The following is a 24127-nucleotide window of genomic DNA, read 5'->3' on the forward strand; positions in this document are numbered from 1 at the left end:
GTCGGCACCGGAGCAATCCGGTGCCGACCGCGGCTGAGGCAGATATGGGTGCTTTTTACGTTCCGTTACCTAGGAGACGAGGAGGTCGGTGTCGATGGTCCTCGCTCTGACTGTGTGCGGAATTGTCGTCGCCCTGGTGGTGCTGGGGTTGTTCGTCTTCGGCCTGCGCCGCAGGCTCATCCAGCGTTCCGGCGGCACCTTCGACTGCAGCCTGCGCTGGGACGTCCCCGAGAAACCGGACACCGGCGGCAAAGGCTGGGCCTACGGTGTGGCCCGCTACAACGGCGACCGCGTGGAGTGGTACCGCGTCTTCTCCTACGCCCCCCGCCCCCGCCGCGTCCTGGAGCGCTCCGCGATCGAGGTGGCCGGCCGACGCCTGCCCGAGGGCGAGGAGGAGCTGGCGCTGCTCTCCGACTCGGTGATCCTCGCCTGCTTGCACCGGGGCACGCGTCTCGAACTCGCCATGAGCGAAGACGCGCTGACCGGTTTCCTCGCGTGGCTGGAGGCAGCCCCGCCCGGTCAGCGCGTCAACGTCGCCTAGATCTCACACGCCAGGGGCTACTTCAGCCCGTTGCTGATGGCGGTGACCAGCTCACCGTTGCTGGTGTCGCCGCTGAACTCCCAGGAGAACGCGCCGCCCAGGCCCTGGCTCTTGGCCCAGGCCATCTTCCCGGCGATCGTCGACGGGGTGTCGTACGACCACCAGTTGCTGCCGCAGTGCGCGTAGGCCGTGCCGGCGACGGTGCCGTTGGCCGGGCAGGAGTTCTTGAGGACCTTGTAGTCCTCGATGCCGGGCTCGTAGGTGCCGGGGGCGGCGCCGGTCGCCGAGCCGCCGGGGGCGGACTGGGTGACGCCGGTCCAGCCACGGCCGTAGAAGCCGATGCCGAGCAGCAGCTTGGCGGACGGGACGCCCTTCGACTTCAGCTTGGCGATCGCGTCGGCGGAGTTGAAGCCGGCCGCCGGGATGCCGGGGTACGAGGTGAGCGGGGAGTGCGGGGCGGTCGGGCCGTCCGCGTCGAAGGCGCCGAAGTAGTCGTACGTCATCACGTTGTACCAGTCGAGGTACTGCGCGGCGCCGCCGTAGTCGGCCGCGTCGATCTTGCCGCCGTTGGAGCCGTCGGCGGTGATGGCCGCGGTGACCAGGTAGTTGGAGCCGAACTCGGCGCGCAGCGCGGACATCAGGGTCCTGAACGCCGCCGGGCCGGAGGTGTCGCAGGTCAGGCCGCAGGCGTTCGGGTACTCCCAGTCGATGTCGATGCCGTCGAAGACGTCGGCCCAGCGCGGGTCCTCCACGACGGCCTTGCAGGACTTGGCGAACGCGGCGGCGTTCTGCGCCGCCTGGCCGAAGCCGCCGGAGTAGGTCCAGCCGCCGAAGGAGTACAGCACCTTGATGTGCGGGTACTTGGCCTTCAGCTGGCGCAGCTGGTTGAAGTTGCCGCGCAGCGGCTGGTCCCAGGCGTCGGCGGTGCCGCTGACGGACTGGTCGGCGGTGTAGGCCTTGTCGTACGCGGCGAAGGTGTCGTCGACGGTGCACTGACCGTTCTTGACGTTGCCGAACGCGTAGTTGATGTGGGTGATCTTCGAGGCGGAGCCGGAGGTCACCAGGTTCTTGACGTGGTAGTTGCGGCCGTAGACGCCCCACTCGGTGAAGTAGCCGAGGTTGATCTTCGTGCCGGGCTGCGGGTCTGTGCCGCCGCCGGTGGTGCGGACCGCGCGGGCGCCGGAGACCGGGCCGGTCTGGTCGGCGGTGTCACGGGCCTGGACGGTGTACGAGTAGTCGGTGCCGGCGGTCAGGCCGGTGTCCGTCCAGCTCGTGCCGGTGACAGTCGCGACCTTGGCGCCGCCGCGCAGCACGTCGTAGTTCTTGACGCCCTTGTCGTCGGTGGCGGCGCTCCAGGACAGCTTCACCGAGGTGTTGGTGATGTCGGAGGCCGAGGGGGTGCCCGGCGCGGAGGGCGGATTGTCGCCGGGGACCGAGCCGCCGTCACAGCTGCCGCCGTTGAGCTTGCAGTTGGCGGGGGCGCCGGAGCCGGAGCCGTTGAAGCCGAAGGAGACGGAGGCGCCGGGGGCGAGGGTGCCGTTCCAGGACTTGTTCTTGGCGGTCCAGTGGGTGCCCGACGAGGTGAAGTCGGCGTCCCAGCCGGAGGTGACCGACGTACCGGAGGGGAAGTCCCACTCCACGGTCCAGGAGTTGATGGTGGTGGTACCGGTGTTCTTGACGGTCCACTTGCCCTCGAAGCCGGAGCCCCAGTCCTGGGTCTTGGCGTAGGTGGCGGTGGCTTCGGTGGCTGCCTGGGCGGGGGCGGCGAGACCCACCAGGCCGGCGAACGGGAGCAGCAGGGTCGCGAACCCTGCCGCGACTCTGTGTCTGAAGCGCATGCTGCGCCTCCTTATGGGGTTGTCGGGGGCATGACTGAGCCATCAGACCCTCAGTGCCCGCGAGAATAGAAAGGTCTGGACCATAGGTCAATAGGTCTGGACCACTGTCCCCTTATGGGTGCTGGATCCCCAACTCCTGGGCCAGTACTGCCGCTTGGACCCGGCTGCGCAGTTCCAGCTTGCCCAGCAACCGGCTGACGTGCGTCTTCACCGTCGCCTCCGCCATGTCGAGGCGGACCGCGATGTCGGCGTTGGACATCCCCTCGCCCAGACAGGACAGCACCTCGCGTTCGCGGCGGGTGAGGCTGTCCAGCACCGAGGGGTCGGCCTTCGGCTCCCGCACCGGCTTGGCGGCGAACTCGGCGATGAGCCGCCGGGTGACCGCCGGGGCGATCAGGCCCTCGCCGCGCGCCACCGTGCGCACCGCCTCCAGCAGATCCTTCGCGTCCGTGTTCTTCAGCAGGAAGCCGGAGGCGCCCGCGCGCAGCGCGCCGAACACATATTCGTCGAGGTCGAAGGTGGTCAGGACGAGCACGTCGGCCAGCCCTTCCGCCACCACCTGCCGGGTCGCGGACACCCCGTCCAGCCGCGGCATCTGAATGTCCATCAGCACCAGGTCGGGCCGCAGTTCGCGGGCCAGCGCCACCGCCTGCTCGCCATCGTGGGCCTCGCCGGCCACCTCGATGTCGGGCGCGCTGCCCAGGATGAGCACCAGCCCGGCGCGCACGGCGGACTGGTCCTCGGCGACGAGCACGCGGATCATGGGGTCACTCCTTCGACGGCTGTTCCACGGTGGCTTCGCGACCGCGACCGCGACCGCGACGGCTCCGGGCCGCGGGCGCGGCGGCCGTACGGCGGCCTCATGCCGCTCTACCTTCCTCCTGGGTCTGCCCCAGCCATTCGTAGGGTTGTGGCATCCAGGGGAGCCGGGTGTGGCTTTCATGCTGCTGCCGAAGATGGCTCTGGAGGCTTGGCCGCCCGGCTCCCCACGACGACTCGGCCGCCGATTGGGAACTGCGAACAAGTCGCTGCGTAGAGCAATGCCGGCGAGGTCGTCTGTGGTACGTACTGCACGCACGACGAGCTGGAGAACGATGAGCCGGATATGGGCCGGAACCGACTGCGGCAAGACCCACCACCACTGTCTGGTCATGGACAGCGAGGGTGAGACGCTGCTGTCCCGGCGGGTCGCCAACGACGAGCCCGAACTGCTGAAACTGCTCGACGAGGTCCTGGACCTCGCCGACGGCCGGAACGTCACCTGGGCGCTGGACATGACCGGCGGCGAGCCGGCCCTGCTGATCGCGCTGCTCGTTAACCACGGCCAGGAGCTCGTCTACATCCCCGGCGTCGCGGTCAACCGCGCCTCCGACGGCTACCGCGGCCAGGGCAAGACCGACGCCCGTGACGCCCGCGTCATTGCCGACCAGGCCCGCATGCGACGTGACCTGCAACCGATCCGCCCCGACGACGACGCCACCGTCGAACTGCGACTGCTGACCGAGCGCCGCGTCGACCTGGTCGCCGAACGCACCCGCACCACCAACCGGCTCCGGTCCCTGCTGACCAGCATGTTCCCGGCCCTGGAACGTGTGCTGGACATGGGCACCACCGGGGCACTGACGCTCCTGACGGGCTACCAGACGCCAGCAGCGATCCGCCGCACGGGCCTGCGTCGGCTGACCACCTGGCTGGGCAACCGCAAGGTCCGCAACGCTGAGGCCCTGGCCACCAAAGCCACCGAGGCCGCTGAACGGCAGCACACTGCCGTCCCCGGCGAGAGCGCCGTTGCGAGGATGGTGCACACCTTGGCGAGGGAGGTGATGGCCCTCAACGAGAAGATCGCCGAGACCGACAAGCTCATTGAGGGCCGGTTTCGCGAGCATGAACTCGCCGAGGTGATCCAGTCCCTGCCCGGCATCGGCTCCGTCCTCGGCGCCGAGTTCCTCGTCGCCATTGGCAGCAGCCTGGACGCATTCCCCAGCCCCGACCGCCTTGCCGCCTTCGCGGGAGTGACCCCCGCGCCGCGCGACTCGGGCAAGGTCAGCGGCAACCTCCACCGTCCTCAGCGCTACCACCGGCGCCTGCAACGGGTCTTCTACACCTCGGCGCTGGTGAGTATCCAGTTCGACCCCAACTCGCGGCAGTTCTACGACCGCAAACGGGCCGAGGGCAAACGCCATACCCAGGCCGTGCTCGCCCTCGCCCGCCGACGCGTCAACGTCCTGTGGGCCCAGATCCGTGACCGACGGTGCTACCAAGTCACACCGCCTGTCATCGCGGTGGCTTGACTTCAGCATTGGGAAGCCTCCTCGTCCTCACCGACCGGCAGTGTCGCCCGTACCGCCCAGATCTTGCCCTCGGGGGAGTCCTCGGGACCCGCCTCGAAGGTGCCGTGCAGCAGGGCGGCCCGCTCCCGCATCCCGACCAGGCCGGCGCCGGAGCCAGGTGCCCGGGGCCCGTCGCGGTCGCCGTACGGACTGGTCACGGTGATGTCCAGCGAGCCGTCCCGCCGCCGCAGCGCGACCGAGACCCGGCCGGGGCCGGCGTGCTTCAGGGCGTTGGTGAGGGACTCCTGCACGATCCGGTACGCCGCGAGTTCCACCGGCGCGGGCAGCCCCTCGCCGTACGCGGCGTCGAGGGCGACGTCGAGGCCGTTGGCCTGGGCGGTGCCGAGCAGGGCGCCCAAACCGTCGAGGGTGGGGGCGGCGGCCGGTCCGGTGTCGCCGCTGTCGTCGCGCAGGATCCCGATCAGGCGGCGCATCTCCGCCAACCCCTCGACGCTGTTCTCGCGGATGACCTCAAGGGCCGTTCTGGTGGTGTCCGGGTCGTCGAGCGAGAGCGCGGCCGTGGAGTGGATGGCGATCGCGGAGAGGTGGTTGGCGACCATGTCGTGCAACTCCCGGGCCATCCGGGCGCGTTCCGCCGTGACGGCCTGTGTGCGGTCCATCTCGGCGAGCAGCGCGGTCTGCTCGGCGCGCAGCCGGGCGGCGTCGGCGGCCTCGCGGTGGTTGCGCACGATCAGGCCGGTGGAGGCGGGCGCGAAGGCGACGATGCCCGTCGCGACACCGATCAGCAACGCCTCCGGCACCCGCCACATCGCGAACGGCACGATCGTCCCGGCCACCGTGAGCAGGCCGGTGATGCGGGGGATGCGGCGGGCCGAGGCGGGGGTGCCGTACAGGACGGCCGCGTACATGACGTCGGTGTACATCAGGACGGTGACCAGGCTGCCCTGCGTGACGGTGTCCATGATCAGCGCGGCGGTGGCGGTCAGCAGGGCGGTACGCGGGGCGGTCCGGCGCAGCACCTCGCAGCCCGCCGTCACCACCAGCGGCACCAGCAGCGGCCAGGCGCCGGGCAGCAGCACCATCGCCTCGTCGGCCGGGCGCAGCCCCAGGCCGATGCCCCACAGCAGCAGCCCGCCGAGCAGGCCGGCCAGCCCGACGTACAGGTCGAAGCGGTGCGGGCGGGGGAGTCGTACGGCCATGGCACCATCCAACACGGGGGACGTGGGCCGCGCCTGATCCTGCGGAACGGTCCGCGGGTACATCGAAGGATGCAGTGGCGGTTCGTCACCGGTGACGACGAAACCGGCGGATCCCGACGGGAGCCTTGAAGGGTGACCGAGAGGAGTGAGCCGTGATCGTCACGCTGATCATCGTCTGCGAGGTCGGCTTCTGGGTGCTGCTGGCCGCGGGACTGTTCTCCCGCTACGTGCTGCGGATGCGCCGTACGGGGCTGGGCCTGCTGTTGCTCGAACCGCTGCTGGAGGTCGTGCTGCTGGTCGCCACCGCGATCGACCTCAGGAACGGGGCGGACCCGAGCTGGACGCACGGTCTGGCCGCCCTCTACATCGGCTACACCGTCGGCCACGGCCACCGCACGGTGAAGTGGCTCGACGGCCACGCCGCGCACCGCCTCGGCGGCGCCGCGCCGCCCGCGAAGCCGCCGCGCCACGGCATGGCACGGGCTCGGCACGAGGGCCGGATCTGGCTCGGCACGGTCGTCGCCGCCTCGGTGGCCAGCGTGCTCCTGCTGATCGCCATCCGGTACGTGGACGACCCGAGCCGCTCCGGCTCCCTGGAGAGCTGGATCCTCACCGCCTGGCGCACGGCGGGCATCCACGGCCTGATCGCCCTGTCGTACGCCCTCTGGCCGAAGAAGGCGCCCCCTGTGACGGGGTCAGCGCTCCCCGCCCGGGACCCACAGAACGTCTCCGACGTCCTTGTTGGCCGACCGGGCGAGAATGAAAAGCAGGTCCGATAGCCGGTTGAGGTAGGTCGCGGTGAGGGCGTTCATCGTCTCTCCGTGAGCCTCCAGTGCCGCCCAGGTGGAGCGCTCGGCCCGCCGTACGACGGTGCAGGCCTGGTGCAGCAGGGCGGCGCCCGGCGTGCCGCCCGGCAGGATGAAGGAGCGGAGCTTCTCCAGCCCTTCGAGGAAGTGGTCGCAGTCGGCCTCCAGCTTGTCGATGTACGACTGCTCGACCCGCAGGGGCGGGAACTCGGGGTTCTCCACGACCGGCGTGCACAGGTCCGCGCCCACGTCGAACAGGTCGTTCTGGACGCGGGTGAGGACCTTGACGATCTCCGCGTCCAGGCTGCCCAGCGCGATCGCCGTGCCGATCACCGCGTTGGCCTCGTTGGCGTCGGCGTAGGCCGAGATCCGCAGATCGGTCTTGGCGACCCGGCTCATGTCACCGAGGGCGGTGGTGCCCTGGTCGCCGGTACGGGTGTAGATGCGCGTCAGATTGACCATGAGACCAGCGTAGTTACGCCCCGGCGGTTCGGAACACGCGTGTGCCCACCGTCACCGACAGCACGGCGAGGCCCACGGCCACCAGGAGGCCGTGGGACAGGGGCGGCCCCGCGTGGTCGCCGACGTACGCGGCGCGCACCGCGTCCACCGGACAGCGGAACGGCACGGGGTGCGAGAGCACGTCCAGCCACGCCGGTCCCAGCGCCCTCGGCAGCATCAGTCCGGACAGCAGCATCGCCGGCATGGTGAGCGCGTGGACCGTCGGGCCCTGAGACCCATGACCGGCGCCGCGAGGACCAGCGCACCGCCTGGAAGACGAACGCCGTGGCCTCCCGCAGGACGCGCCCCAGCAGCAGGGCCAGCCGGCCGGCGGGCGTCACCCACGCGCTCGACCGCAAGTGCGGCGCGCTGTCCCAGTGCGCGGACGTGGCCGAGGCCGCCGACGTCTCGGTCAACACCGTCCACAACTGCTTCCCGGCCAATGAGGACTTCTTCCTCGACCGCTCCGCCAAAGTCACCGGGCGACTCTCGCGCCGGGTGCGTGCCCGGGATGCGGGGGAGTCCGCCGCCCGGGCCGTGCTGCGCGAGATGCGTCCGAAGTCGAGGCGCTATCGCACCGGGTGGGGCTGATGGAGGGTTACGACCCGTTTCATGCGCGTCCTTCATGACGCGCCCACGCTGCGCTCCCGGCTGTGGAGCCGTCTTCGTCGCCATCGGCCGGAGATGCTCGCCGGCCGCGCCCCGGCCGAGGTGCCGCGCGAGATGCTGGTGCTCCTCGACGACATCGAGGAGCTGTTGGGGGAGAAGGCGCTCAACTACGCCGTACGAGGCGCCCTATGAGCCGGGCCGGTGTGATGTCCGTCATGTGAGACGTGACGCGCATTACTTACCGGTCACACGGACCCTCACGAGCGCTAGGGTCCGCCGGAGAGGCATACGTAAACAGCGGGTAAGCATCACAAGGGGAGTCGTCAGTGGCACGGAAGCTCGCCGTCATCGGCGCCGGTCTCATGGGTTCCGGCATCGCCCAGGTCTCCGCCCAGGCGGGCTGGGACGTGGTCCTGCGTGACGTCACCGACGAGGCACTCAAGCGTGGCACCGACGGCATCAAGGCCTCGTACGACAGGTTCGTCAGCAAGGGCAAGCTGGAGGCGCACGACGCCGACGCCGCCCTCGCCCGGATCACCGCGACCACCGACATGGACGCCGCCGCCGACGCCGACATCGTCGTCGAGGCCGTCTTCGAGAAGCTGGACGTCAAGCACGAGATCTTCCGCGCCCTCGACAAGATCGTGCGCCCGGACGCCGTGCTCGCCTCCAACACCTCCGCCATCCCGATCACCAAGATCGCGGCCGCCACGGAGCACCCGGAGCGGGTCGTCGGCACGCACTTCTTCTCACCGGTCCCGATGATGCAGCTGTGCGAACTGGTCCGCGGCTACAAGACCAGCGACGAGACGCTCGCCACCGCGCGGGAGTTCGCCGAGTCGGTCGGCAAGACCTGCATCGTCGTCAACCGCGACGTGGCCGGCTTCGTCACCACCCGGCTCATCTCGGCGCTCGTCGTCGAGGCCGCCAAGCTGTACGAGTCGGGCGTCGCGTCGGCCGAGGACATCGACCTCGCCTGCAAGCTGGGCTTCGGTCACGCCATGGGCCCGCTGGCCACGGCCGACCTCACCGGTGTCGACATCCTGTTGCACGCCACGAGCAACATCTACACCGAGAGCCAGGACGAGAAGTTCGCCCCACCGGAGCTGATGCGCCGGATGGTTGACGCCGGTGACATCGGACGCAAGAGCGGGCAGGGCTTCTACAAGCACTGAAACGGTGCACACCCCCTGAGACATCACACCTCGGGGTGAATTCGGTATCGGTTCGCTTACAAGCAGCAACCGCGCCGCCCCAGAAGCAGTCAGACGTTGCACAGCCACCGTCTTGGAGTACGTCACCGCACTCACGGGAGCGCATATGCACATCAGGGGCGACCACGCCGAGGTGGTCGTCGGGGGCCGCCTCGACGTCCGCACCGCGGCGGACGCCCGTACGGTCCTGCACTCGGCCGTCGACGACGGCGACGGCGACCTCGTCCTCGACCTGTCCGAACTGGACTCGTGGGACGCCACCGGACTCGGGGTCATCATGGGTGCCCACCGGCGGGCCGGCCGCTGTGGCCGGCGGCTCGTGCTGCGCGGTGTACCGCCGCAGATGCAGCGCCTGCTGGTGGCCACCAGGCTGCACCGGATCCTGGCGATCGAGGGCGGCATCGGGGTGGAGTCCCTGCCCCGCGTGTGACCCCCCGACCAGGAGTGTCACCAGGGCCGGAGGAGACCGGGCAGCTCACGGCGAATCGCCCGACGCGCGCAATCCTCACGAGACTGTGACGTCTCGGACCCGGTGGCACCCCGGCCTGTCGTAGATACTGACCGAAGGTTTAGGGTTCGGTCGCCCGCGTCTGATCCACCCTCGTGCGGGCCCGGACCAGAAGCGACAGCGCGGTGTGCGGCAAGGCCGGGAGGGGCTCGACGCACCCGATGCTTTTGGGGGGCTTGAACCTATGGACCCGAACAACCGGGAACCCGAGGAGTACGGCCAGGACGGTGACGGCAACGCGCCGCGCCAGCGCCCTCCCCGGGACTCCCTCACATCCGACTTCGGCCAGCACGCGCCCGCACTCGCCCGCACGGTGCAGCTGGTCTCCGGCGACTTCCTGCTCACCGTCAACCCCGTCGACGGCAGCGAGATAGAACTCTGCCCGCCAGGCGAACGCCCCGGCAGGCCCGAGAAGCTGACCCCGGCCCAGCGCACCGAAGTGGCCCGCGCCGCGGCCCCACCGGTCCCGCCCGGCCCGAGCCGGCCCACCCTGCCGCTCCTCGGTCGACAGGACGAACGCGAGCGGCTGGTACGGCTGCTCGCCCGCGGCCGCTCCGTGCGCCTCACCGGCCCCGGCGGCTCCGGCCGCACCACCCTCCTCGACACCGTCGCCGAGGACTGCGCGGACCTCGCCCCCGACGGTGTCGTCCGCCTCACCGGCTTCCACCGCACCGCGGGCGATCTGCTGCACGACCTCTTCTACGCCGTCCACAGCGCGACCCTGCACCGGCCGGAACAGGACGAACTTCTCGCCTGTGTCGGGGAGATCGGCGCGGTCGTCGTCCTCGACGACATCGAGCTGGGCGGCGCCGCGCTCGACGAGCTGCTGGACGCCACCCCGGAGTGCGCCTTCCTCATCGCCGCCACCCCGGACGTGCCCGCGCCGTCCGCCGAGGCGGCCGTCGAGGAGGTCGTCCTCGAAGGCCTCGACCGCGCCGGCGGCCTGGAACTGCTGGAACACGCCGTCGGCCGGCCGCTCACCGAGGACGAGGTGAACTGGGCCGGCGACCTCTGGTTCGAGTCCGAGGGCCTGCCGCTGCGGTTCGTCCAGGCCGGCGCCCTGCTGCGGCAGCGCGACCGGCTGCGCGCCGGCGCCGACGCGCTCGACGAGTTCGGCGTCTTCCAGGACATCCCCGTCGACGAGCCCTTCGACGCCGTCCCCGGCCCGCCCGTCGGTGAGGACATCCCGCTGCCCTCGCTCGCCGAGGGCGCCGCGCCCGCCGCGCTGCTCGCCTCCCGGCTCAGCGCCTCCGCCCGAGCCGCCCTGCGGATCTCCGTGGCGCTCGGCGGTGAGGTGCCCCACCAGGCCCACCTGCCCGCCCTGGTCGGCGACACCCACGCGGACGCCGCGCTGGGCGAGTTGCTCGGCTGCGCGCTGGTCTCCCCGGTCGGCGCCCGCTACCGGCTCGCCGCCGGAGTGCAGACCCAGCTGGAGGCCGCCGGGTACGCCGACGACCCCGAGGGCGGCGCCCTGACGGCCGCCCGGCACTACGCCTGGTGGGCCGGGCATCCCTCGGTCACCCCGGAGCGGGTGTGCGCCGAGGCGGACGCCCTCCTGACCGCTCTCGCGGCCATCGTCCCGGCGACCACGCCTGTGGCCGAGGACGGGGAGAGCCCCACCGTGCAGCTGGCCCGCACGGCCGCGCCCGCCTTCGCCGCGGGCCTGCACTGGAGCGCCTGGGAACGGGCACTGCGCTCCGGCGTCGAGGCCGCGCGCCTTGCCGGGGACGTCACCGAACAGGCCTACTTCCACCACGAACTGGGCATTCTCGCGCTCTGCGAGGGACGGCTCGACCGGGCCCGCGCCGAGCTGGAGGCGTCCATCGGGCTGCGCGGCGCCCTCGCCGACAAGCGCGGCACCGTGGCCGGCCGCCGCGCCCTCGCCCTGGTGACCGACCGGGAGGGCACGGCCCCCGGCGTCGTGGCGACGCTCGCGCTCGGCGCCACCGCCGGAGACGAGGTGCCCGACGCGCGCCACGAGGAGTCGGCGTCGCCGCCCGGCGGAGTCCCGGCGGTTCTCGCGGAGTTCCCGTCGCTGCAACGGCCCGAGACCACCCCGGCCCTCGTCACCCACCGCTCCACGCCCGGAGCGGCGTCCGGACGCGGCAGGGGCGGCGGCCTGCGCGGCCTCGCCCGGCGCAATCTCGTCGCGGCCGGCGCGGGCGCGCTGCTCGTGGCGGTGCTCGGCACGGTCGTGACGCTCGGCGCCACCTCCAACAACGACGCCGAGAGCCCGTCCGAGCAGGTCGGCGTCAACCCGTCCGCCAGCCAGGAACCCGGCGACGACAGCCTGGGCGCCGACGAGGCGGGCCAGGACGGCGACACCGGCACGGCGACCAGCCGCCCGACGGATCCGGGTCCCGACGGCACGTTCGGCACGACGGACGATCCGACGCCACAGGCTCCGGGCACGGGTTCGGGAGCGGGGGAGCCGTCCGACGAGCCGAGCGGCACGGACAACACCGGTGGGGGTGGTACGCCGGGGTCGCCGTCGATGTCGCCGAAGCCGCCGTCGTCCACCAAGCCCCCGACCGAGACGTCCAAGCCCCCGACGGAGACCTCCGAACCGCCCACCGAGAGCTCTCCACCGCCGACGGAGACGTCGGAACCGCCGACGTCGTCCCCCTCCACGTCGAACAGCGCCGGCTCTCCCATCGAGAGCACCACGGCCGGCGCCCCGGAGTCGAGCGCCGTGGGCACGCCCAGCAGCTCGGAACAGGTGATCTGAGTTCGCCGACACACAAGGGCCGGGTCCGCACCGCCGGACCCGGCCCTCACCGGCGTACCGGAAGTCCCTCAGAACAGCCGCAGCTTGTCGTCCTCGATGCCCCGCATGGCGTCGTAGTCCAGCACCTGGCAGCCGATCCCGCGGTCCGTCGCCAGGACGCGTGCCTGCGGCTTGATCTCCTGGGCGGCGAAGACGCCCCGGACCGGCGCCAGATGGGGATCGCGGTTCAGCAGCTCCAGATAGCGCGTGAGCTGTTCCACACCGTCGATCTCGCCGCGCCGCTTGATCTCCACCGCGACCGTCTGTCCGTCGGCGTCCCGGCACAGGATGTCGACCGGGCCGATGGCCGTCATGTACTCGCGGCGGATCAGCGTGTAGCCGTCGCCGAGGATCTCGATGCGGTCGGCGAGCAGTTCCTGCAGGTGCGCTTCCACGCCGTCCTTGATCAGGCCGGGATCGACGCCCAGTTCGTGCGAGGAGTCGTGCAGGACCTCCTCCATCGTGATGATCAGCTTCTCGCCCGCCTTGTTGACGACGGTCCAGACGCCGGCCTCCTCACCGGTGCCCTCCTTCAGCGTGCAGGGCGGCGACATCCAGTTCAGGGGCTTGTAGGCCCGGTCGTCCGCGTGGATCGAGACGCTGCCGTCCGCCTTCACCAGGATCAGACGGGGGGCGGTGGGAAGGTGAGCGGTGAGCCGGCCCGCGTAGTCGACGGAGCACCGGGCAATGACGAGACGCATGGTCGGCAACGCTACTCGACGCGCTGCTGTGGACGCGATTCGCCCACCTGCCCCCGCACTCGGAGGAGGACCTCCGGGCCACCCTTGTTGTCCTGGATGACCGTGTTCGGTAGTGGCCGATTGTGTGCCCACTGGGATCTGCCTGTGTGTGCATTCTCCTGGTGCGGTCACCGTCCGTTGCCTACCGTATTAAACGGGAGGTCGCGATGTGTGTACACAGCGTGTTCGCTTTCGCGTGCTCCCTCATCTGTCCGGCAACCCCTGCTGGTTGGGGGTGCGAGAGGAGAACCCATGTCGCTCGACGTCTCACCGGCCCTACTCGAACAGGCCGAGCGAGGCGAGGTCGACGAAGCTGAATTCGTCGACTGCGTCCGGACCTCCCTGCCCTACGCATGGGAGATGATCAGCTCCCTGGCGGTCCAGCTGAAGGTGGACGGCGGAGAGTTCGCCGACAACCAGACGCCCCCGCCGGACGAGCAGGCACGCGGTCAGCTGCTGCGTGCGCTCGCGAGTGACGCCATCCGCGGTGCGCTTCAGCGGCACTTCGGTGTGCGGCTGGCCTTCCAGAACTGCCACCGGGTGGCGGTGTTCCCGCTGGACCCCTCGGTGGACGAGAGGCTGGCCCGCTTCACCTCGATCCGTGGTCAGCTGCTGAACCAGTCCCCGGAGCTCCGGGACTGCTGAGGCGGTGAACGGCTTGCTTGCCGCTCCGTACGCGGGAGGTGCGATCTGTACCGGAGCGGCAGGCCTCCCGCGCTGCGGGGGCGTTCACGTCAGCTGAGGCAGCACCTCGGCGCCCAGCCGCCGTACGTTCTCCTCCGTGGCCGCCAGGTCCCCGGAGCCCTCCACGAGCAGGGCGAAGCGTGAGACGCCCGTGCGCTCGCTGGTCGCCGCCAGCCGGTCGGCGCACAGCCGGGGGGTGCCCACCGGGTGCAGGCCGCAGAGGAGTTCGGTGTACGCCAGCGGATCGCGCATCCGGCGCTCCCTGCCGTCCACCGTGACATGGGCGTCGAGACCCTGTTTGAGCCATCCCGGCATCGTCTTCAGCAGTGTCTCCGCGGCGTCGGTGCGCCGGTCCGCGATCTGGCAGACGCCGGCCGACACATGGGCGGCGGCGCGGATCTCGTCCGCCGGGCGCCCCACCGCGCGCGCGTGCTGCCGCCACAGGGCGACCATCTCGGCCTTTTCCTCGTCGCCGACGTGCATGCCGAGCAGCATCGGCAGCCCGCGCTCGGCTGCCATCCGCACACTCGCCGGGGAGGTGCACGCGACGAGCACCTCTGGGCCGTCGGTCTCCGTCAGGCACTCCGACGGCCGTGGCACGACCGGGACTTCACGGAAGGCAAAGCGGCCGCCGGGCCCCTCCACCGCCGGATCGCGCAGCCAGCGCATGAGCAGATCGAGTGATTCCGGATACTCCTTCTCGTACGCCTCCAGCCCGGCGCCGAAGACCTCCAGGTCCACCCACGGGCCCCCGCGCCCGACGCCCAGCGTGAGGCGGCCGCCGCTCGTCACGTGCAGCAGCGCGGCCTGTTCCCCGAGGGCGACCGGGTGCGTGGTGGGCAGCACACTGACCGCCGTACCGACGCGGATACGGTTCGTGCGGCCCAGCACCAGGGCGGCCAGCGTGATCGCCGACGGGCAGGTGCCGTACGGCACGAAGTGGTGCTCGGCCAGCCAGACCGAGTCGAGGCCCGCCTCTTCGGTGATCTCCGCGGAGCGGACCGCGCGGTGCAGCGCCTCCCCCTGGCCCTGGCCCGGGAACTGGGCCGCCAACACGAATGTTCCTACGCGCATCGCTCTTCCTGCTTCCTTGGCTCCGACACGGAGCTCCCCCACCCGGCATAACCGTCTGACACGTGCCGAGGACACGGCCTGGCGAAGAGATTTCCGGATTGTCAGCAGAATGGACGGTAGGAGTGGGGGACTTGTCAGGTTCGCCGCTTTCCGCGTACCCGTCTCCGGGCCGCGTAGGCTGGACAGGACCCGGTTCCTGTATAGCTCCGTGAGGTGTCCTGTGTCCCCGCGTCGCAACCGTCCGAACGGTTTCAAGGCCGCCGGCTCGTCCGGCCGGAGCGCCGAGGACGACGGCCGGGGCCGCTACGGAGGCTGGCAGACCTCGGAGGACTGGCAGGGCGAGGGCTGGAGCGTGCGCCATGTGGCCGGGGCCAGTTCCGAGGGCAAGACGTACCGCTGCCCGGGCTGCGACCAGCTGATTCCGTCCGCCGTGCCGCACGTGGTGGCCTGGCCGGAGCACGCGGGCGTCGACGACCGCCGGCACTGGCACAAGGCGTGCTGGAACGCGCGGGACCGCCGCACCACGCGGGTGCGGCGGTCCCGTGACGCGCCGAAGTTCTAGCGGACTCGGTCCTGTGTTCCAGGTGTCGTCCTGCTCCCTGTGGCGTACGGCACGTGCTTCTACACGTCCCGCTTCTCCAGCAGGGCGTAGGCGCCGGCGGACGCGGCGGCCGTCACGCCGAGCATGATCCACAGCGGGTCCCAGCCGGACGGGCCGGACTCGGACAGCGAGTTGGCGTAGAAGATGCTCAGCTGGTTCGGGATCGAGTACTCGAACAGGGCCTGGCGCACGTCCTCCAGCGAGGACGCGAACATGAACATCGCGATGACCAGCGGGGCCAGCACCGCCGCGATCATGATCGTGATGGCGCCCGCCGAGTGCCGGACGATCGAGCCGACGACGAGCGAGAGCAGCCCGAGCAGCGCGATGTAGAGCGAGACGCCGACCGTTCCCTTCAGCCACTCCGCACCCGAGGGCTCCCGGGCCGCGCTCACCATGCCGACCTGGACGAAGGCGACGAAGCCGGAGGCGACGAGGGTCACCACGAACGCGAGCGAGAAGAACACGATCGCCTTCGCCGTGAGCACCCGGCCGCGCGGCGGGCAGGCGGTCATCGTCGTCCGGATCATCCCGGTGCCGTACTCGGAGGCCGTGGTCAGCACGCCGAGCGTGATGATGCACATGCTGCCGAGCAGCAGCCCGAAGAAGCCGAGGGACAGGGCGGACTCACCGCCGAGGTCCGACTCCGAGGAGGTGTTCGCCGCGACCAGCGCTCCGGCGGACAGGCCGATGCCGACGACCAGCAGGATGAACACGCCCAGCGTCCACATCGTGGAACGCACCGACTTGATCTTCGTCCACTCCGAGGCGAGCGCGTGCCCGAGATGCGTGCGGACGACGGGGATCGGCGAGGTGTAACCGGCGTACGGCGCGCCGGGCGCGGCCTGCGGCATGGGGGGCTGGGGCGTGCTCATCGGGCGTCCTCGGGCGTGGTCTCGTGGGAGGGGGCGGCGGGGGAGGAGGCGGGGGGCTGGGCGGCCGGCGGAGCGGCCGGGGGCTGCGCCTGGGGCGCGGGCTGGGCGGCGGGCGGCTGCGGGACCGGCTGTGCGGCCGCCTGCGGCGCCTGCTGCGCGTACGGGTTCGGGTGGCCCGGCCCGGGCGCGCCCGGGTCGGAGGGGGCGCCGTACGGCCCCGGAGGCACCGCCCCGGGCCGGCCCTGCGGCATCGCGAACGGCTGCCCGCCCTGCTGGGGCGGCGGCGGGGCGTACCAGCCCGGCTGGCCCTGACCCGGCACCGGCATCGGCATCGGCGGCTGCGCGCCCGGCGGCAGCTGCTGCTGAAGGCCCGCCTTCTGGTCGACGGTCGAGCGGTAGTCGACGACGGCCTGGGTCATCCGCATGTACGCCTCCTCCAGCGAGGCCTGGTGCGGCGACAGCTCCCACAGCCGTACGTCCGTGTCGTGCGCGATGTCGCTGATGCGCGGCAGCGGCAGCCCGGTCACCCGCAGCGCGCCGTCCTGCTCGGGCAGTACATGGGCGCCCGCCTCGGCCAGCGCCGAGGCCAGCTTCTCGCGCAGCTGCGGCTCGGTGTCGGGCGTCCGTACCCGCGCGAAGCCCGCGGAGTTGGCCGCGATGAAGTCCCGCACGCTCATGTCGGCGAGCAGCTGGCCGCGCCCGATGACGATCAGGTGGTCGGCGGTCAGCGCCATCTCGCTCATCAGGTGCGAGGAGACGAAGACGGTGCGGCCCTCCGCCGCGAGCGCCTTCATCAGGTTCCGCACCCAGAGGATGCCCTCGGGGTCGAGGCCGTTGACCGGCTCGTCGAAGAGCAGCACCTGCGGGTCGCCGAGCAGCGCGGCGGCGATGCCGAGCCGCTGGCCCATGCCGAGGGAGAAGCCCTTGGAGCGCCGCCGGGCCACGTCCTGCAGGCCCACCACGCCGAGCACCTCGTCGACGCGCCGGGCCGGGATGCCGGACAGCTGGGCCAGGGACAGCAGGTGGTTGCGGGCCGAGCGGCCGCCGTGCACCGCCTTGGCGTCCAGCAGGGCACCGACGTGCCGGGGCGCGTTCGGCAGCTTGCGGTAGGGGAAGCCGCCGATGGTCACCCTGCCCGCCGTCGGATTGTCCAGCCCGAGGATCATCCGCATCGTCGTCGACTTGCCCGAGCCGTTCGGGCCGAGGAAGCCGGTGACGGCCCCGGGCCGCACCTGGAAGGAGAGGTTGTACACCGCGGTCTTGTCGCCGTACCGCTTGGTCAGGCCGTCTGCCTCGATCATGCTCCGCACCCATCGAATGGTTCAGGACAGCGGGGCACACGCCCCCGTAAGGGTTAGGAGGATACCGAGGCGCTGACGGTTCCCTCCAAGAGCAGGTAAAAGACGGTGCGAACCTCAGGGGTCGCTACGCGTCCCGGCGCTTCAGCAGCACGTAACTGCCGATCAGTGCCGCCACCACCCACAGCGCCATGATGCCCAGCCCGCCCCACGGGCCGTAGGGGCTGTCGTCCCCCACCGGGGTCACCACCTGCATGATGTTGCTGCCGGCCTGGACGGGCAGGTAACGGCCGAGCTCCTTCGTCGCCGAGACGTTGCCGAGGATGTTGGAGATCAGGAAGAAGAACGGCATCAGGATGCCCAACGACAGCATCGGCGAGCGCAGCATCGCCGCGACGCCCATCGAGAACACCGCGATGAGGGTCATGTCCAGTGGATGCCCGCGATGCCGAGCCGCTGACCCATACCCAGGGAGTAGCCCTTGGCCTTCTTCCTCGCGACCGCGGTGAGGCCGACGGTGTCGAGGACCTCGTGCACCCGCCGGGCGGGAATGCCGTTGGCCTGGGCAAGGCACAGCAGATGGTCGTAGGCGGAGCGGCCGCCGTGCACGGCCTTGGCGTCGAGCAGGGCGCCGATGTACCTCACCGGATCCCTGAGCTGGTCGTGCTTGCCGTCGATCCGGACGTCCCCGGCGGAGGGGTGGTCCAGGCCCGCCAGCTCGATCATGCGGCCACGCCAAAACGGCCCAAAGCCCTCTGCCACCTCGGTGGCAGAGGGCTCCGCAGGAGTTCAGCAGCTGTACGCCGGCTGGTTACCGGGACTGCTGCGCGGGCACCCCACGGGAGACCGGCTCGTCCTCGGCCGGCGAACCGGCCGCGGCCACCGCGGCGCCGGTGAGCGTGGCGAGCATCTCGCGCACGTTCGTCAGCTGGGCGTTGATCGAGTCGCGACGGTTGGTGAGGGCGGCCAGCTCGCGCTCGGATTCCGAACGGATACGGTCGGCCTTGGCGTTGGCGTCGGCCACGATGTCCTCGGCCTGGCGCTGGGCGGTCTCCACCGTCTGGCGGGCGCGGCGCTCGGCGTCGGTGCGCAGCTTCTCGGCCTCCAGGCGCAGCTGCTCGGCGCGGTGCTCGATCTCGGCCAGGCGCTTCTCGGCCTTGGCCTGACGGGACGCCAGGTCGCGCTCGGACTGCTCGCGGCGCTTGGCGAGGTTCGTCTCGAAGTCGGCGGCGGCCTGCGCGGCCTTGGCGCGGGTCTCCTCGAAGAGCGCGTCCGCCTCCTCGCGCTTGGACTGCGCGTCCTTCTGCGCCTCGGAGCGCAGCTGGGAGGCGTCGCTCTTGGCCTTCTCGACGATCCGGACGCCCTCGTCCTCGGCCTTGGCCTTGCGCTCGGCCGCGAAGGACTCGGCGTCGTTGCGCACCTGCTGGGCGGCCGACTCGGCGAGTTCGCGGTGCTGCTCGGCCGCGCGCCGGGCCTCCTCGCGCAGGTCCTTGGCCTCTTCCTCGGCGAGGCGGAGGATCTTCTCGACACGTGCGCCGAGACCGGCGTAGGACGGCTCGGCGTCGGTGACCTGAGCCTGGGCGTTCTGCGTCTCGAGGTGGAGCTCCTCGATGCGCTTCTCGAGAGCGGTGATGCGGGCCAGAGCGCTGTCACGGTCGGAGACGAGCTTCGAGATGCGTTCGTCCACCTGAGCGCGGTCGTACCCACGCCGCACAAGCTCGAAGCCGTAGGGGGAAGTGTCGCTCATGGGGTTCCTGTCGAATGAGACCGGTGAGGTGATAGGTGGAATCCTAGGGGCCGAAGCGGTGTGTCATCGAGCGGATGCGTGTTTGATCTGGAGAATGACACCCCTTTTGAGTGGCTAACCCCAGGACTGCTTGCCAAAGGCCAAGTCGAAGACTTGGTCAAAGCGCCCGAACGCACCGGAATCGCACCCCGGGGCTAGCCCTCCGAAGACTTCCCACCCGATCGAGGGGCGCCGACCGTCGCGCCGGCCTTGACCGTGCCGTCCTTGCCGGCTGACGGAGTCTCAAAGGACTCCAACGCCTCCAGCACGTCCTGCACCCGCGAGATCTCGGCGTTGATGTCCTCGCGCCGGCGCACCAGGACCTCCAGTTCGCGCTTGCCCTCCTCGACGGTGCGCCTGGCCTCCTGCACGGCCTCCGCCTTGAGCTCCTCGGCCTCCTTGACCAGCGCCGCCTTCTTCTGCTCGGCCTCCTTCAGCAGGCCCTCCGCCTTCTTGACGGCGGCGATGCGCACCTTGCCGGCCTCGGAATTGGCCTCCGACACCAACTCCTTGGCCTTCGCCTGTGCCTTGGCGAGCTGCTCCTCGGCGGCCTTGATGAGCGCGTCGCAGCGGTCGCCGGTCGACTTCATGGTCTCCGCGGCCTCCCGGCGGGCCCGCTCGTGCAACTCCTCGATCTCCGCGGTGATCCGCGCCCGCAGCTCCTCGGCCCGCTCCCTTATGGCGGTCGCGTCCCGGCGCGCGCCGACGAGCAGTTCGTCCGCGTCCGTACGGGCCTTCTCCACCCGTCCGTTGCCCTCGACCGTCGCCTCGGACACCAGCCGGTCGGCCTCCTTGCGGGCCGCGCCCACCATGGAGTCGGCCTGCGCCTCGGCGTCCGCGGTCGTCTTCTGCGCCTGCTGCTGCGCCTCGGTGAGCAGCTTGTCGGCCTCGGACGTGGTCTCCGTGATGAGCGTGTCGACCTGCTCGGCCGCCTCCGAACGCCGCTTGTTGGCCTCCTTGCGCGCCTCGTCCAGGGTCCGCTCGGCCTCCTCGCGCGCGGCCGTGGTGACCCGGTCGGCCTCCTGGGCGGCCTCCGCCCTGACCCGCTGGGCCTCGGTGCGGATCCGCTCGGCGTGCTGCTGTGCCGACCCGACCGTCTCCGCGGCCTCGGCACGCAGCCGCTCCGCCTCGCCGCTCGCGTCCCCGATCAGCCTCTCGGCCTTCGCGACCGCCTCGCCGCGCACCCGCTCGGCCTCGGCGACGGTCTCCGACTGGAGCCGCTCCGCCTCGTGGCGCGCCTCGGTGATGAGGGTGTCCGCCTGCGTCGCCGCGTCCGACCGGATCCGGTTGGCGTCCTCGCGGGCGTCCGCACGCGTACGCGCCGCCGCCTGGTCGGCCTCGGCGATGGCGTCCGACGCCTCGGTGCGCACCCGCTGGGCGTGCTCGGCCGCTTCGGCGCGCAGCCGCTCCGACTCGGCGATCGCCTCCGACATGGTGCGCTCGGCCAGCGCCTTGGCGGCCTCCGACTCCTCGCTAGCCTCCCGCCGGAGCCGGCCCGCGTCCTCGGTGGCCCGCTCCCGCACGGCGTACGCGTCGGCGCGGACCCGGTCCGCCTCCTCCTGCGCCTCCCGGCGGGTGCGGTCCGCCGCGTGCTCGGCGGCGTTGCGCAGCCCGGAGATCTCCTCCTGCGCCTGCTCGTGCAGCCCGGCTACCGAGTCGCGTACCTGCTGGGCATGGAGCTCGGCCGCGGACACCATCTCGGTGGCGCGCCGGTCGGCCTCCTCCACCAGGCGCACGGCCTCGGCCTGCGCCTCCTCCACGCGCTTGCGCGCCGAGGCCAGCAGCTCCTCGCTCTGCTCGCGGGCCCGCTCGCGCTCCTGGTCGGCCTCCTGGCGGGCCGAGCCGAGGAGTTCCTCGGCCTCGCGGCGGCGCCGGGCGGCCTCCTCCTGCGCGGCGGCCAGCGTCTCGGACGCCTCCTGCGCCAGCCGCTCGGCCGCGGCCTGTGCCTCGGCCCGTACCCGGTCGGCGGTGTCCTGCGCCTCCGACTTCAGCCGCTCGGCCTCCGCCGCGGCCTCCGACCGCAGGCGTACGGCGATGGACTCGCCCTCCGCCCGCGAGGCGGACGCGTCGGACGCGGCCTCGTCGCGCAGCCGTTCGGCCTCCGCCTCGGCCTGCGCCTGGAGCGTGCGGATCCGCTCCGCCGACTCGGCGCGCAGCCGCTCGGTCTCCTCGCCGGCCTCCCGGCGGATCCGCTCGGCCTCCTCGCGGGCGTCGGTCAGCGCCTGCTCGGCGGCGGCGAGCCGGGTCTCCGCCTCGGTGTGCAGCCGCGTCAGCTCGTCGGCGGCCTCCGCGTGGCGGGACTCGACGGCCCGCTCGGTCTCCTCGCGCAGCTCCCGTGCGGCCCGCTCGGCGTCGTTGCGGATGCCCTCGGACTGCTCCAGTACCTCCGCGCGGTGCCGCTCGGCCTCCTTGCGGGTGCGCTCCAGCGTCTCCTCGGCCTGCCGGCGCAGCGTGGTGGCGCGCTCGATCGCCTCGGTGCGGACCTTCTCGCTGTCCGTGGTCGCGCTCTGCCGCTGCTCGTCGGCGTCGGCCTTGGCCTTGGCGAGCAGCTCCTCGGCGGTCCTGGCCGCCTCCTCGATCTGCGCCACGGCCTGCTTACGGGCCTCCGCGCGGATCTTCTCGCCCTCGTCGACCGCCTCGGCGCGCAGCTGTTCGGCCTCGCCGCGCAGCCGCCGTGCCTCCTCCTGGAGTTCGACGGTCTTGGCGCGGTACTCCTTGGTGTCGTCCTTCGCCGCACCCTTGAGCTGCTCGGCGATGTCGTGCGCCTCGGCGCGCAGCCGGTCGGCCTCGGTCTCCGCCTCACGGCGGATCCGCTCGGCCTCCTCGGTGGCCGCCTTGGTGGTCTTCTTGGCGTCCTCCGACGCCTTGTTCAGCACGTCCTCGGCGGTCCTGGCCGCCTTGGAGAGCTGGCTCGCGGTCTCCTCGGCGGTGGCCGAACGGGCCTTCTCGCCGGCCTCCGCGACGATCTTCTCGGCCTCGGCCCGGGCGTCCGCGACGACCTGCTCGGCCTCCGCCTTGGTGGCCTCGGCCTCCTTCGTGGCCTCGCTGACGAGCCGGGCGACCTGCTCCTTGGCCGTGCGCGTGCGGGTCTCGTTCGCCGCCTCGGCGCCGGAGAGGGCCTTGGTCGCGGCCTCCTTGGCCTCCGTGACCAGCTTCTCCGCCTCGGACTGCGCCTTGCGCAGCGCCTCCTCGGCCTCGGCCATCCGCTGCTCGGCGGCCCGGCTCAGCTCGCCGGCCAGGCGGCGGGCGGCGTCCGACTCCGAGACGGTCGAGGTCCGCAGCTGCTCGGCGTGGTCGGTGGCCTCCTGGGCCTGCGTGGAGGCGGCGTTCAGCAGCCGCTCGGCGTCCGTACGGGCCCGGCGCAGCAGCTGCTCGGCCTCCGCGCGGGCGCTCTCGGCCTCGCTCTGCAGACGCTGGCGGGCCTCGGCGGTCAGCCGCTCGGCTTCCGCCCGCGCGGCCGCCATGGCCTGCTCGGCCTCGGTGCGGGACTCCTCCAGGAGACGGCGGGCCTGCTGCTCGGTGCGGGCCCGCAGCTGCTCGGCCCAGGCCACGTTCTCGTTGACGTGCGACTCGACGGTCTGCCGGCGCTCGGCGAGCTCCTGGTCGAGCTGCTGCCGGCGGGACACGGCCTCCGCGTGCAGCTCGGCCTGGAGCCGGGCCGCCTGCTCGGCGTGCTCCTGCAGGATCCGCTGGGTCTGCGCCCGTGCCTGGCTCAGCTCACGGTCGGCGTCCGCCCGGATCTGGTCCGCCTGCATCTGGGCATTACGCAGCAACTGTTCGGCCTGATAGCCGATGTCGGCGCTGTCATAGGCAGGCCGGGTCATGAGCGTGCGCCGCGCCTCGTGCAGCTTGGCGCGCAGCACCTCGACCTGGTAGCCGAGGTCCTCGGCGTGCTGGATGGCCTTTTCCCGCTCGGTCCTCAGCCGTTTCATCTCGGCTTCGAACCGAGTGAGGTGGTCGACGTCAGCCGCCGGCTCTCGCTCCTGGCTCTCGTAGCCCCGCACTGCGCGGTCCCATCCGTCCCCTGGTCGCAAGTCTCTCCAAACGAGCTCCGTCCATCCGCCGAACGGGGCCCCCGGGGAATGGTGTCAGATCAACGACGGAGCATGGGCTGCTGCCCCGACGCTCGTCCCCCGAAACCCGGACCCCGGAATGCGATCGCCCGTGTGGAAGCGACGACCGCCCCCAACCCTACCGGCCCATATGTACGAGCATCAGTGCTCAGGTGACTCAACAGGCGCCGAAGTGACCAGTTCTGTCAGTACGCCGTGACAATCCTTGGGGTGCAGGAAGGTGATCCGTGACCCCATGGAGCCGCGCCGGGGCTCCTCGTACAGAACGCGTACGCCCTTGTCCTTGATCGCGGCCGCGTCCCCGTCGACATCCGCCGTACCGAAGGCGATGTGGTGCACACCCTCGCCGTTCTTGGCGAGCCACTTCGCCACCGTGGAGTCCTCCCGGGTCGGCTCCAGGAGCTGCAGGTACGAGGATCCGCCGTCGGACGTATCGTTGATCTTGAGCATGGCCTCGCGTACGCCCTGCTCCTCGTTGACCTCGGTGTGGAACACCTCGAAGCCGTACGTGGCCCGGTAGAACTCGACAGTCGCGTCGAGGTCGTGACAGGCGATCCCGATGTGGTCGATTCGCGTCAGCATGGATTCAGTGCAGCGCTCCGGAGGTGGTTACGCAACGTGCGCGCGATCACACCGACAGCCCGATGACGCGGTGGAGTACCGCTCAGTACATTCGAAGTAAACCCTCGTTCACTCCTCGGCCAGTGCAGGCCGGAAGGGGA

19 protein-coding genes and 4 pseudogenes are annotated in these 24127 nt (G+C 71.4%); 9 read left to right on the plus strand and 14 right to left on the minus strand.

All coding sequences use genetic code 11. The features are described from left to right. Positions 1-94: 94 nt before the first annotated feature. Positions 95-541 (plus strand): DUF2550 domain-containing protein, encoded by a 447-nt coding sequence (locus tag ACFV6X_RS29880; protein ID WP_365452219.1) that lies wholly within the window; start codon positions 95-97, stop codon positions 539-541. 17 nt (positions 542-558) lie between these two features. Here ACFV6X_RS29880 and ACFV6X_RS29885 read toward each other — a convergent pair whose 3' ends face one another. Next, the gene (locus ACFV6X_RS29885) at positions 559-2379 is read right to left on the minus strand and encodes a glycosyl hydrolase family 18 protein (protein WP_385388676.1); all 1821 of its coding nucleotides are present in this window, start codon (positions 2377-2379) and stop codon (positions 559-561) included. Positions 2380-2491: 112 nt separating this feature from the next. Then, complete coding sequence (locus ACFV6X_RS29890) at positions 2492-3142, minus strand: response regulator (protein ID WP_385388679.1); 651 nt, start codon at positions 3140-3142, stop codon at positions 2492-2494. A 331-nt stretch (positions 3143-3473) separates the two neighbouring features. Between ACFV6X_RS29890 and ACFV6X_RS29895 the strand changes: the two genes are divergently transcribed. After that, a complete protein-coding gene (locus ACFV6X_RS29895; protein WP_385388682.1) occupies positions 3474-4670 on the plus strand; it encodes an IS110 family transposase in 1197 nt (398 codons plus the stop codon). 2 nt (positions 4671-4672) lie between these two features. On the opposite strand, the gene ACFV6X_RS29900 is transcribed toward ACFV6X_RS29895, so the two are convergent. Next, positions 4673-5869, minus strand: coding sequence for a sensor histidine kinase (locus ACFV6X_RS29900; protein WP_385388684.1), 1197 nt, complete (start codon positions 5867-5869; stop codon positions 4673-4675). Positions 5870-6021: 152 nt separating this feature from the next. On the opposite strand from ACFV6X_RS29900, the gene ACFV6X_RS29905 reads away from it, so the two are divergent. Further along, entirely contained in the window at positions 6022-6648 is a 627-nt protein-coding gene (locus tag ACFV6X_RS29905) for a hypothetical protein (protein WP_385388687.1), read from the plus strand. On the opposite strand, the gene ACFV6X_RS29910 is transcribed toward ACFV6X_RS29905, so the two are convergent. Continuing rightward, on the minus strand, positions 6565-7137 hold the full coding sequence (locus ACFV6X_RS29910; RefSeq protein WP_385388691.1) for a cob(I)yrinic acid a,c-diamide adenosyltransferase: 573 nt from the start codon (positions 7135-7137) through the stop codon (positions 6565-6567). The genes ACFV6X_RS29905 and ACFV6X_RS29910 overlap by 84 nt on opposite strands. A 13-nt stretch (positions 7138-7150) precedes the next feature. Further along, positions 7151-7517, minus strand: a pseudogene (locus ACFV6X_RS29915) (ABC transporter permease); the annotation flags it as partial. A 40-nt stretch (positions 7518-7557) separates the two neighbouring features. Here ACFV6X_RS29915 and ACFV6X_RS29920 point away from each other — a divergent pair. The 4 genes and pseudogenes from ACFV6X_RS29920 to ACFV6X_RS29935 all read left to right on the plus strand — a co-directional run. Beyond that, positions 7558-7977 (plus strand): annotated as a pseudogene (locus tag ACFV6X_RS29920) (TetR/AcrR family transcriptional regulator); the annotation flags it as partial. 134 nt (positions 7978-8111) lie between these two features. After that, positions 8112-8960 (plus strand): 3-hydroxyacyl-CoA dehydrogenase family protein, encoded by an 849-nt coding sequence (locus tag ACFV6X_RS29925; RefSeq protein WP_385388693.1) that lies wholly within the window; start codon positions 8112-8114, stop codon positions 8958-8960. Positions 8961-9105: 145 nt separating this feature from the next. Then, on the plus strand, positions 9106-9429 hold the full coding sequence (locus tag ACFV6X_RS29930) for an STAS domain-containing protein (RefSeq protein ID WP_365452203.1): 324 nt from the start codon (positions 9106-9108) through the stop codon (positions 9427-9429). 262 nt (positions 9430-9691) lie between these two features. Next, a complete protein-coding gene (locus ACFV6X_RS29935) occupies positions 9692-12235 on the plus strand; it encodes an ATP-binding protein (RefSeq protein ID WP_385388695.1) in 2544 nt (847 codons plus the stop codon). A 68-nt stretch (positions 12236-12303) separates the two neighbouring features. Here ACFV6X_RS29935 and nucS read toward each other — a convergent pair whose 3' ends face one another. Continuing rightward, a complete protein-coding gene (nucS, locus tag ACFV6X_RS29940; protein WP_385388697.1) occupies positions 12304-12975 on the minus strand; it encodes an endonuclease NucS in 672 nt (223 codons plus the stop codon). A 291-nt stretch (positions 12976-13266) separates the two neighbouring features. On the opposite strand from nucS, the gene ACFV6X_RS29945 reads away from it, so the two are divergent. Then, complete coding sequence (locus ACFV6X_RS29945; RefSeq protein ID WP_385388700.1) at positions 13267-13659, plus strand: SCO5389 family protein; 393 nt, start codon at positions 13267-13269, stop codon at positions 13657-13659. A gap of 84 nt (positions 13660-13743) precedes the next feature. On the opposite strand, the gene ACFV6X_RS29950 is transcribed toward ACFV6X_RS29945, so the two are convergent. Further along, positions 13744-14772: an LLM class flavin-dependent oxidoreductase gene (locus ACFV6X_RS29950; RefSeq protein ID WP_385388702.1), complete on the minus strand. Its 1029-nt coding sequence runs from the start codon at positions 14770-14772 to the stop codon at positions 13744-13746. A gap of 220 nt (positions 14773-14992) precedes the next feature. Between ACFV6X_RS29950 and ACFV6X_RS29955 the strand changes: the two genes are divergently transcribed. Further along, a complete protein-coding gene (locus ACFV6X_RS29955) occupies positions 14993-15334 on the plus strand; it encodes an ATP/GTP-binding protein (RefSeq protein ID WP_385388704.1) in 342 nt (113 codons plus the stop codon). Between the two features lie 59 nt (positions 15335-15393). Here the strand turns inward: ACFV6X_RS29955 and ACFV6X_RS29960 are convergent, their stop codons facing one another. The 7 genes and pseudogenes from ACFV6X_RS29960 to mce form a co-directional block, all read right to left on the minus strand. Further along, positions 15394-16248 carry an ABC transporter permease gene (locus tag ACFV6X_RS29960; RefSeq protein WP_385388706.1) on the minus strand — a complete coding sequence of 285 codons (855 nt, stop codon included), beginning with the start codon at positions 16246-16248 and terminating at the stop codon, positions 15394-15396. After that, positions 16245-17549 carry an ABC transporter ATP-binding protein gene (locus tag ACFV6X_RS29965; protein ID WP_385388708.1) on the minus strand — a complete coding sequence of 435 codons (1305 nt, stop codon included), beginning with the start codon at positions 17547-17549 and terminating at the stop codon, positions 16245-16247. The genes ACFV6X_RS29960 and ACFV6X_RS29965 overlap by 4 nt, the downstream gene beginning before the upstream one ends. 124 nt (positions 17550-17673) lie before the next feature. Next, a pseudogene (locus tag ACFV6X_RS29970) lies at positions 17674-17988 on the minus strand (ABC transporter permease); the annotation flags it as partial. Then, positions 17985-18308, minus strand: a pseudogene (locus ACFV6X_RS29975) (ABC transporter ATP-binding protein); the annotation flags it as partial. The pseudogenes ACFV6X_RS29975 and ACFV6X_RS29970, both read right to left, overlap by 4 nt. A gap of 49 nt (positions 18309-18357) precedes the next feature. Next, positions 18358-19293 (minus strand): cellulose-binding protein, encoded by a 936-nt coding sequence (locus ACFV6X_RS29980; RefSeq protein ID WP_385388711.1) that lies wholly within the window; start codon positions 19291-19293, stop codon positions 18358-18360. 194 nt (positions 19294-19487) lie between these two features. Then, positions 19488-23336, minus strand: a complete 3849-nt coding sequence (scy, locus tag ACFV6X_RS29985) for a polarized growth protein Scy (RefSeq protein WP_385388714.1) — start codon at positions 23334-23336, stop codon at positions 19488-19490. Positions 23337-23546: 210 nt separating this feature from the next. Next, a complete protein-coding gene (mce, locus tag ACFV6X_RS29990; RefSeq protein WP_385388717.1) occupies positions 23547-23987 on the minus strand; it encodes a methylmalonyl-CoA epimerase in 441 nt (146 codons plus the stop codon). Between the last annotated feature and the right edge of the window lie 140 nt (positions 23988-24127).

Origin of the sequence: Streptomyces sp. NPDC059861 (assembly GCF_042731435.1) — a bacterium.
Classification (GTDB): domain Bacteria; phylum Actinomycetota; class Actinomycetes; order Streptomycetales; family Streptomycetaceae; genus Streptomyces.

Bases quoted from the DNA above. Each gene is read 5' to 3' on its own strand.
- ACFV6X_RS29880 (WP_365452219.1), top strand. From the start codon at position 95: ATGGTCCTCGCTCTGACTGTGTGCGGAATTGTCGTCGCCCTGGTGGTG.
- ACFV6X_RS29885 (WP_385388676.1), bottom strand. From the start codon at position 2,379: ATGCGCTTCAGACACAGAGTCGCGGCAGGGTTCGCGACCCTGCTGCTC.
- ACFV6X_RS29890 (WP_385388679.1), bottom strand. From the start codon at position 3,142: ATGATCCGCGTGCTCGTCGCCGAGGACCAGTCCGCCGTGCGCGCCGGG.
- ACFV6X_RS29895 (WP_385388682.1), top strand. From the start codon at position 3,474: ATGAGCCGGATATGGGCCGGAACCGACTGCGGCAAGACCCACCACCAC.
- ACFV6X_RS29900 (WP_385388684.1), bottom strand. From the start codon at position 5,869: ATGGCCGTACGACTCCCCCGCCCGCACCGCTTCGACCTGTACGTCGGG.
- ACFV6X_RS29910 (WP_385388691.1), bottom strand. From the start codon at position 7,137: ATGGTCAATCTGACGCGCATCTACACCCGTACCGGCGACCAGGGCACC.
- ACFV6X_RS29930 (WP_365452203.1), top strand. From the start codon at position 9,106: ATGCACATCAGGGGCGACCACGCCGAGGTGGTCGTCGGGGGCCGCCTC.
- ACFV6X_RS29935 (WP_385388695.1), top strand. From the start codon at position 9,692: ATGGACCCGAACAACCGGGAACCCGAGGAGTACGGCCAGGACGGTGAC.
- nucS (WP_385388697.1), bottom strand. From the start codon at position 12,975: ATGCGTCTCGTCATTGCCCGGTGCTCCGTCGACTACGCGGGCCGGCTC.
- ACFV6X_RS29945 (WP_385388700.1), top strand. From the start codon at position 13,267: ATGTCGCTCGACGTCTCACCGGCCCTACTCGAACAGGCCGAGCGAGGC.
- ACFV6X_RS29950 (WP_385388702.1), bottom strand. From the start codon at position 14,772: ATGCGCGTAGGAACATTCGTGTTGGCGGCCCAGTTCCCGGGCCAGGGC.
- ACFV6X_RS29960 (WP_385388706.1), bottom strand. From the start codon at position 16,248: ATGAGCACGCCCCAGCCCCCCATGCCGCAGGCCGCGCCCGGCGCGCCG.
- ACFV6X_RS29965 (WP_385388708.1), bottom strand. From the start codon at position 17,549: ATGATCGAGGCAGACGGCCTGACCAAGCGGTACGGCGACAAGACCGCG.
- ACFV6X_RS29980 (WP_385388711.1), bottom strand. From the start codon at position 19,293: ATGAGCGACACTTCCCCCTACGGCTTCGAGCTTGTGCGGCGTGGGTAC.
- mce (WP_385388717.1), bottom strand. From the start codon at position 23,987: ATGCTGACGCGAATCGACCACATCGGGATCGCCTGTCACGACCTCGAC.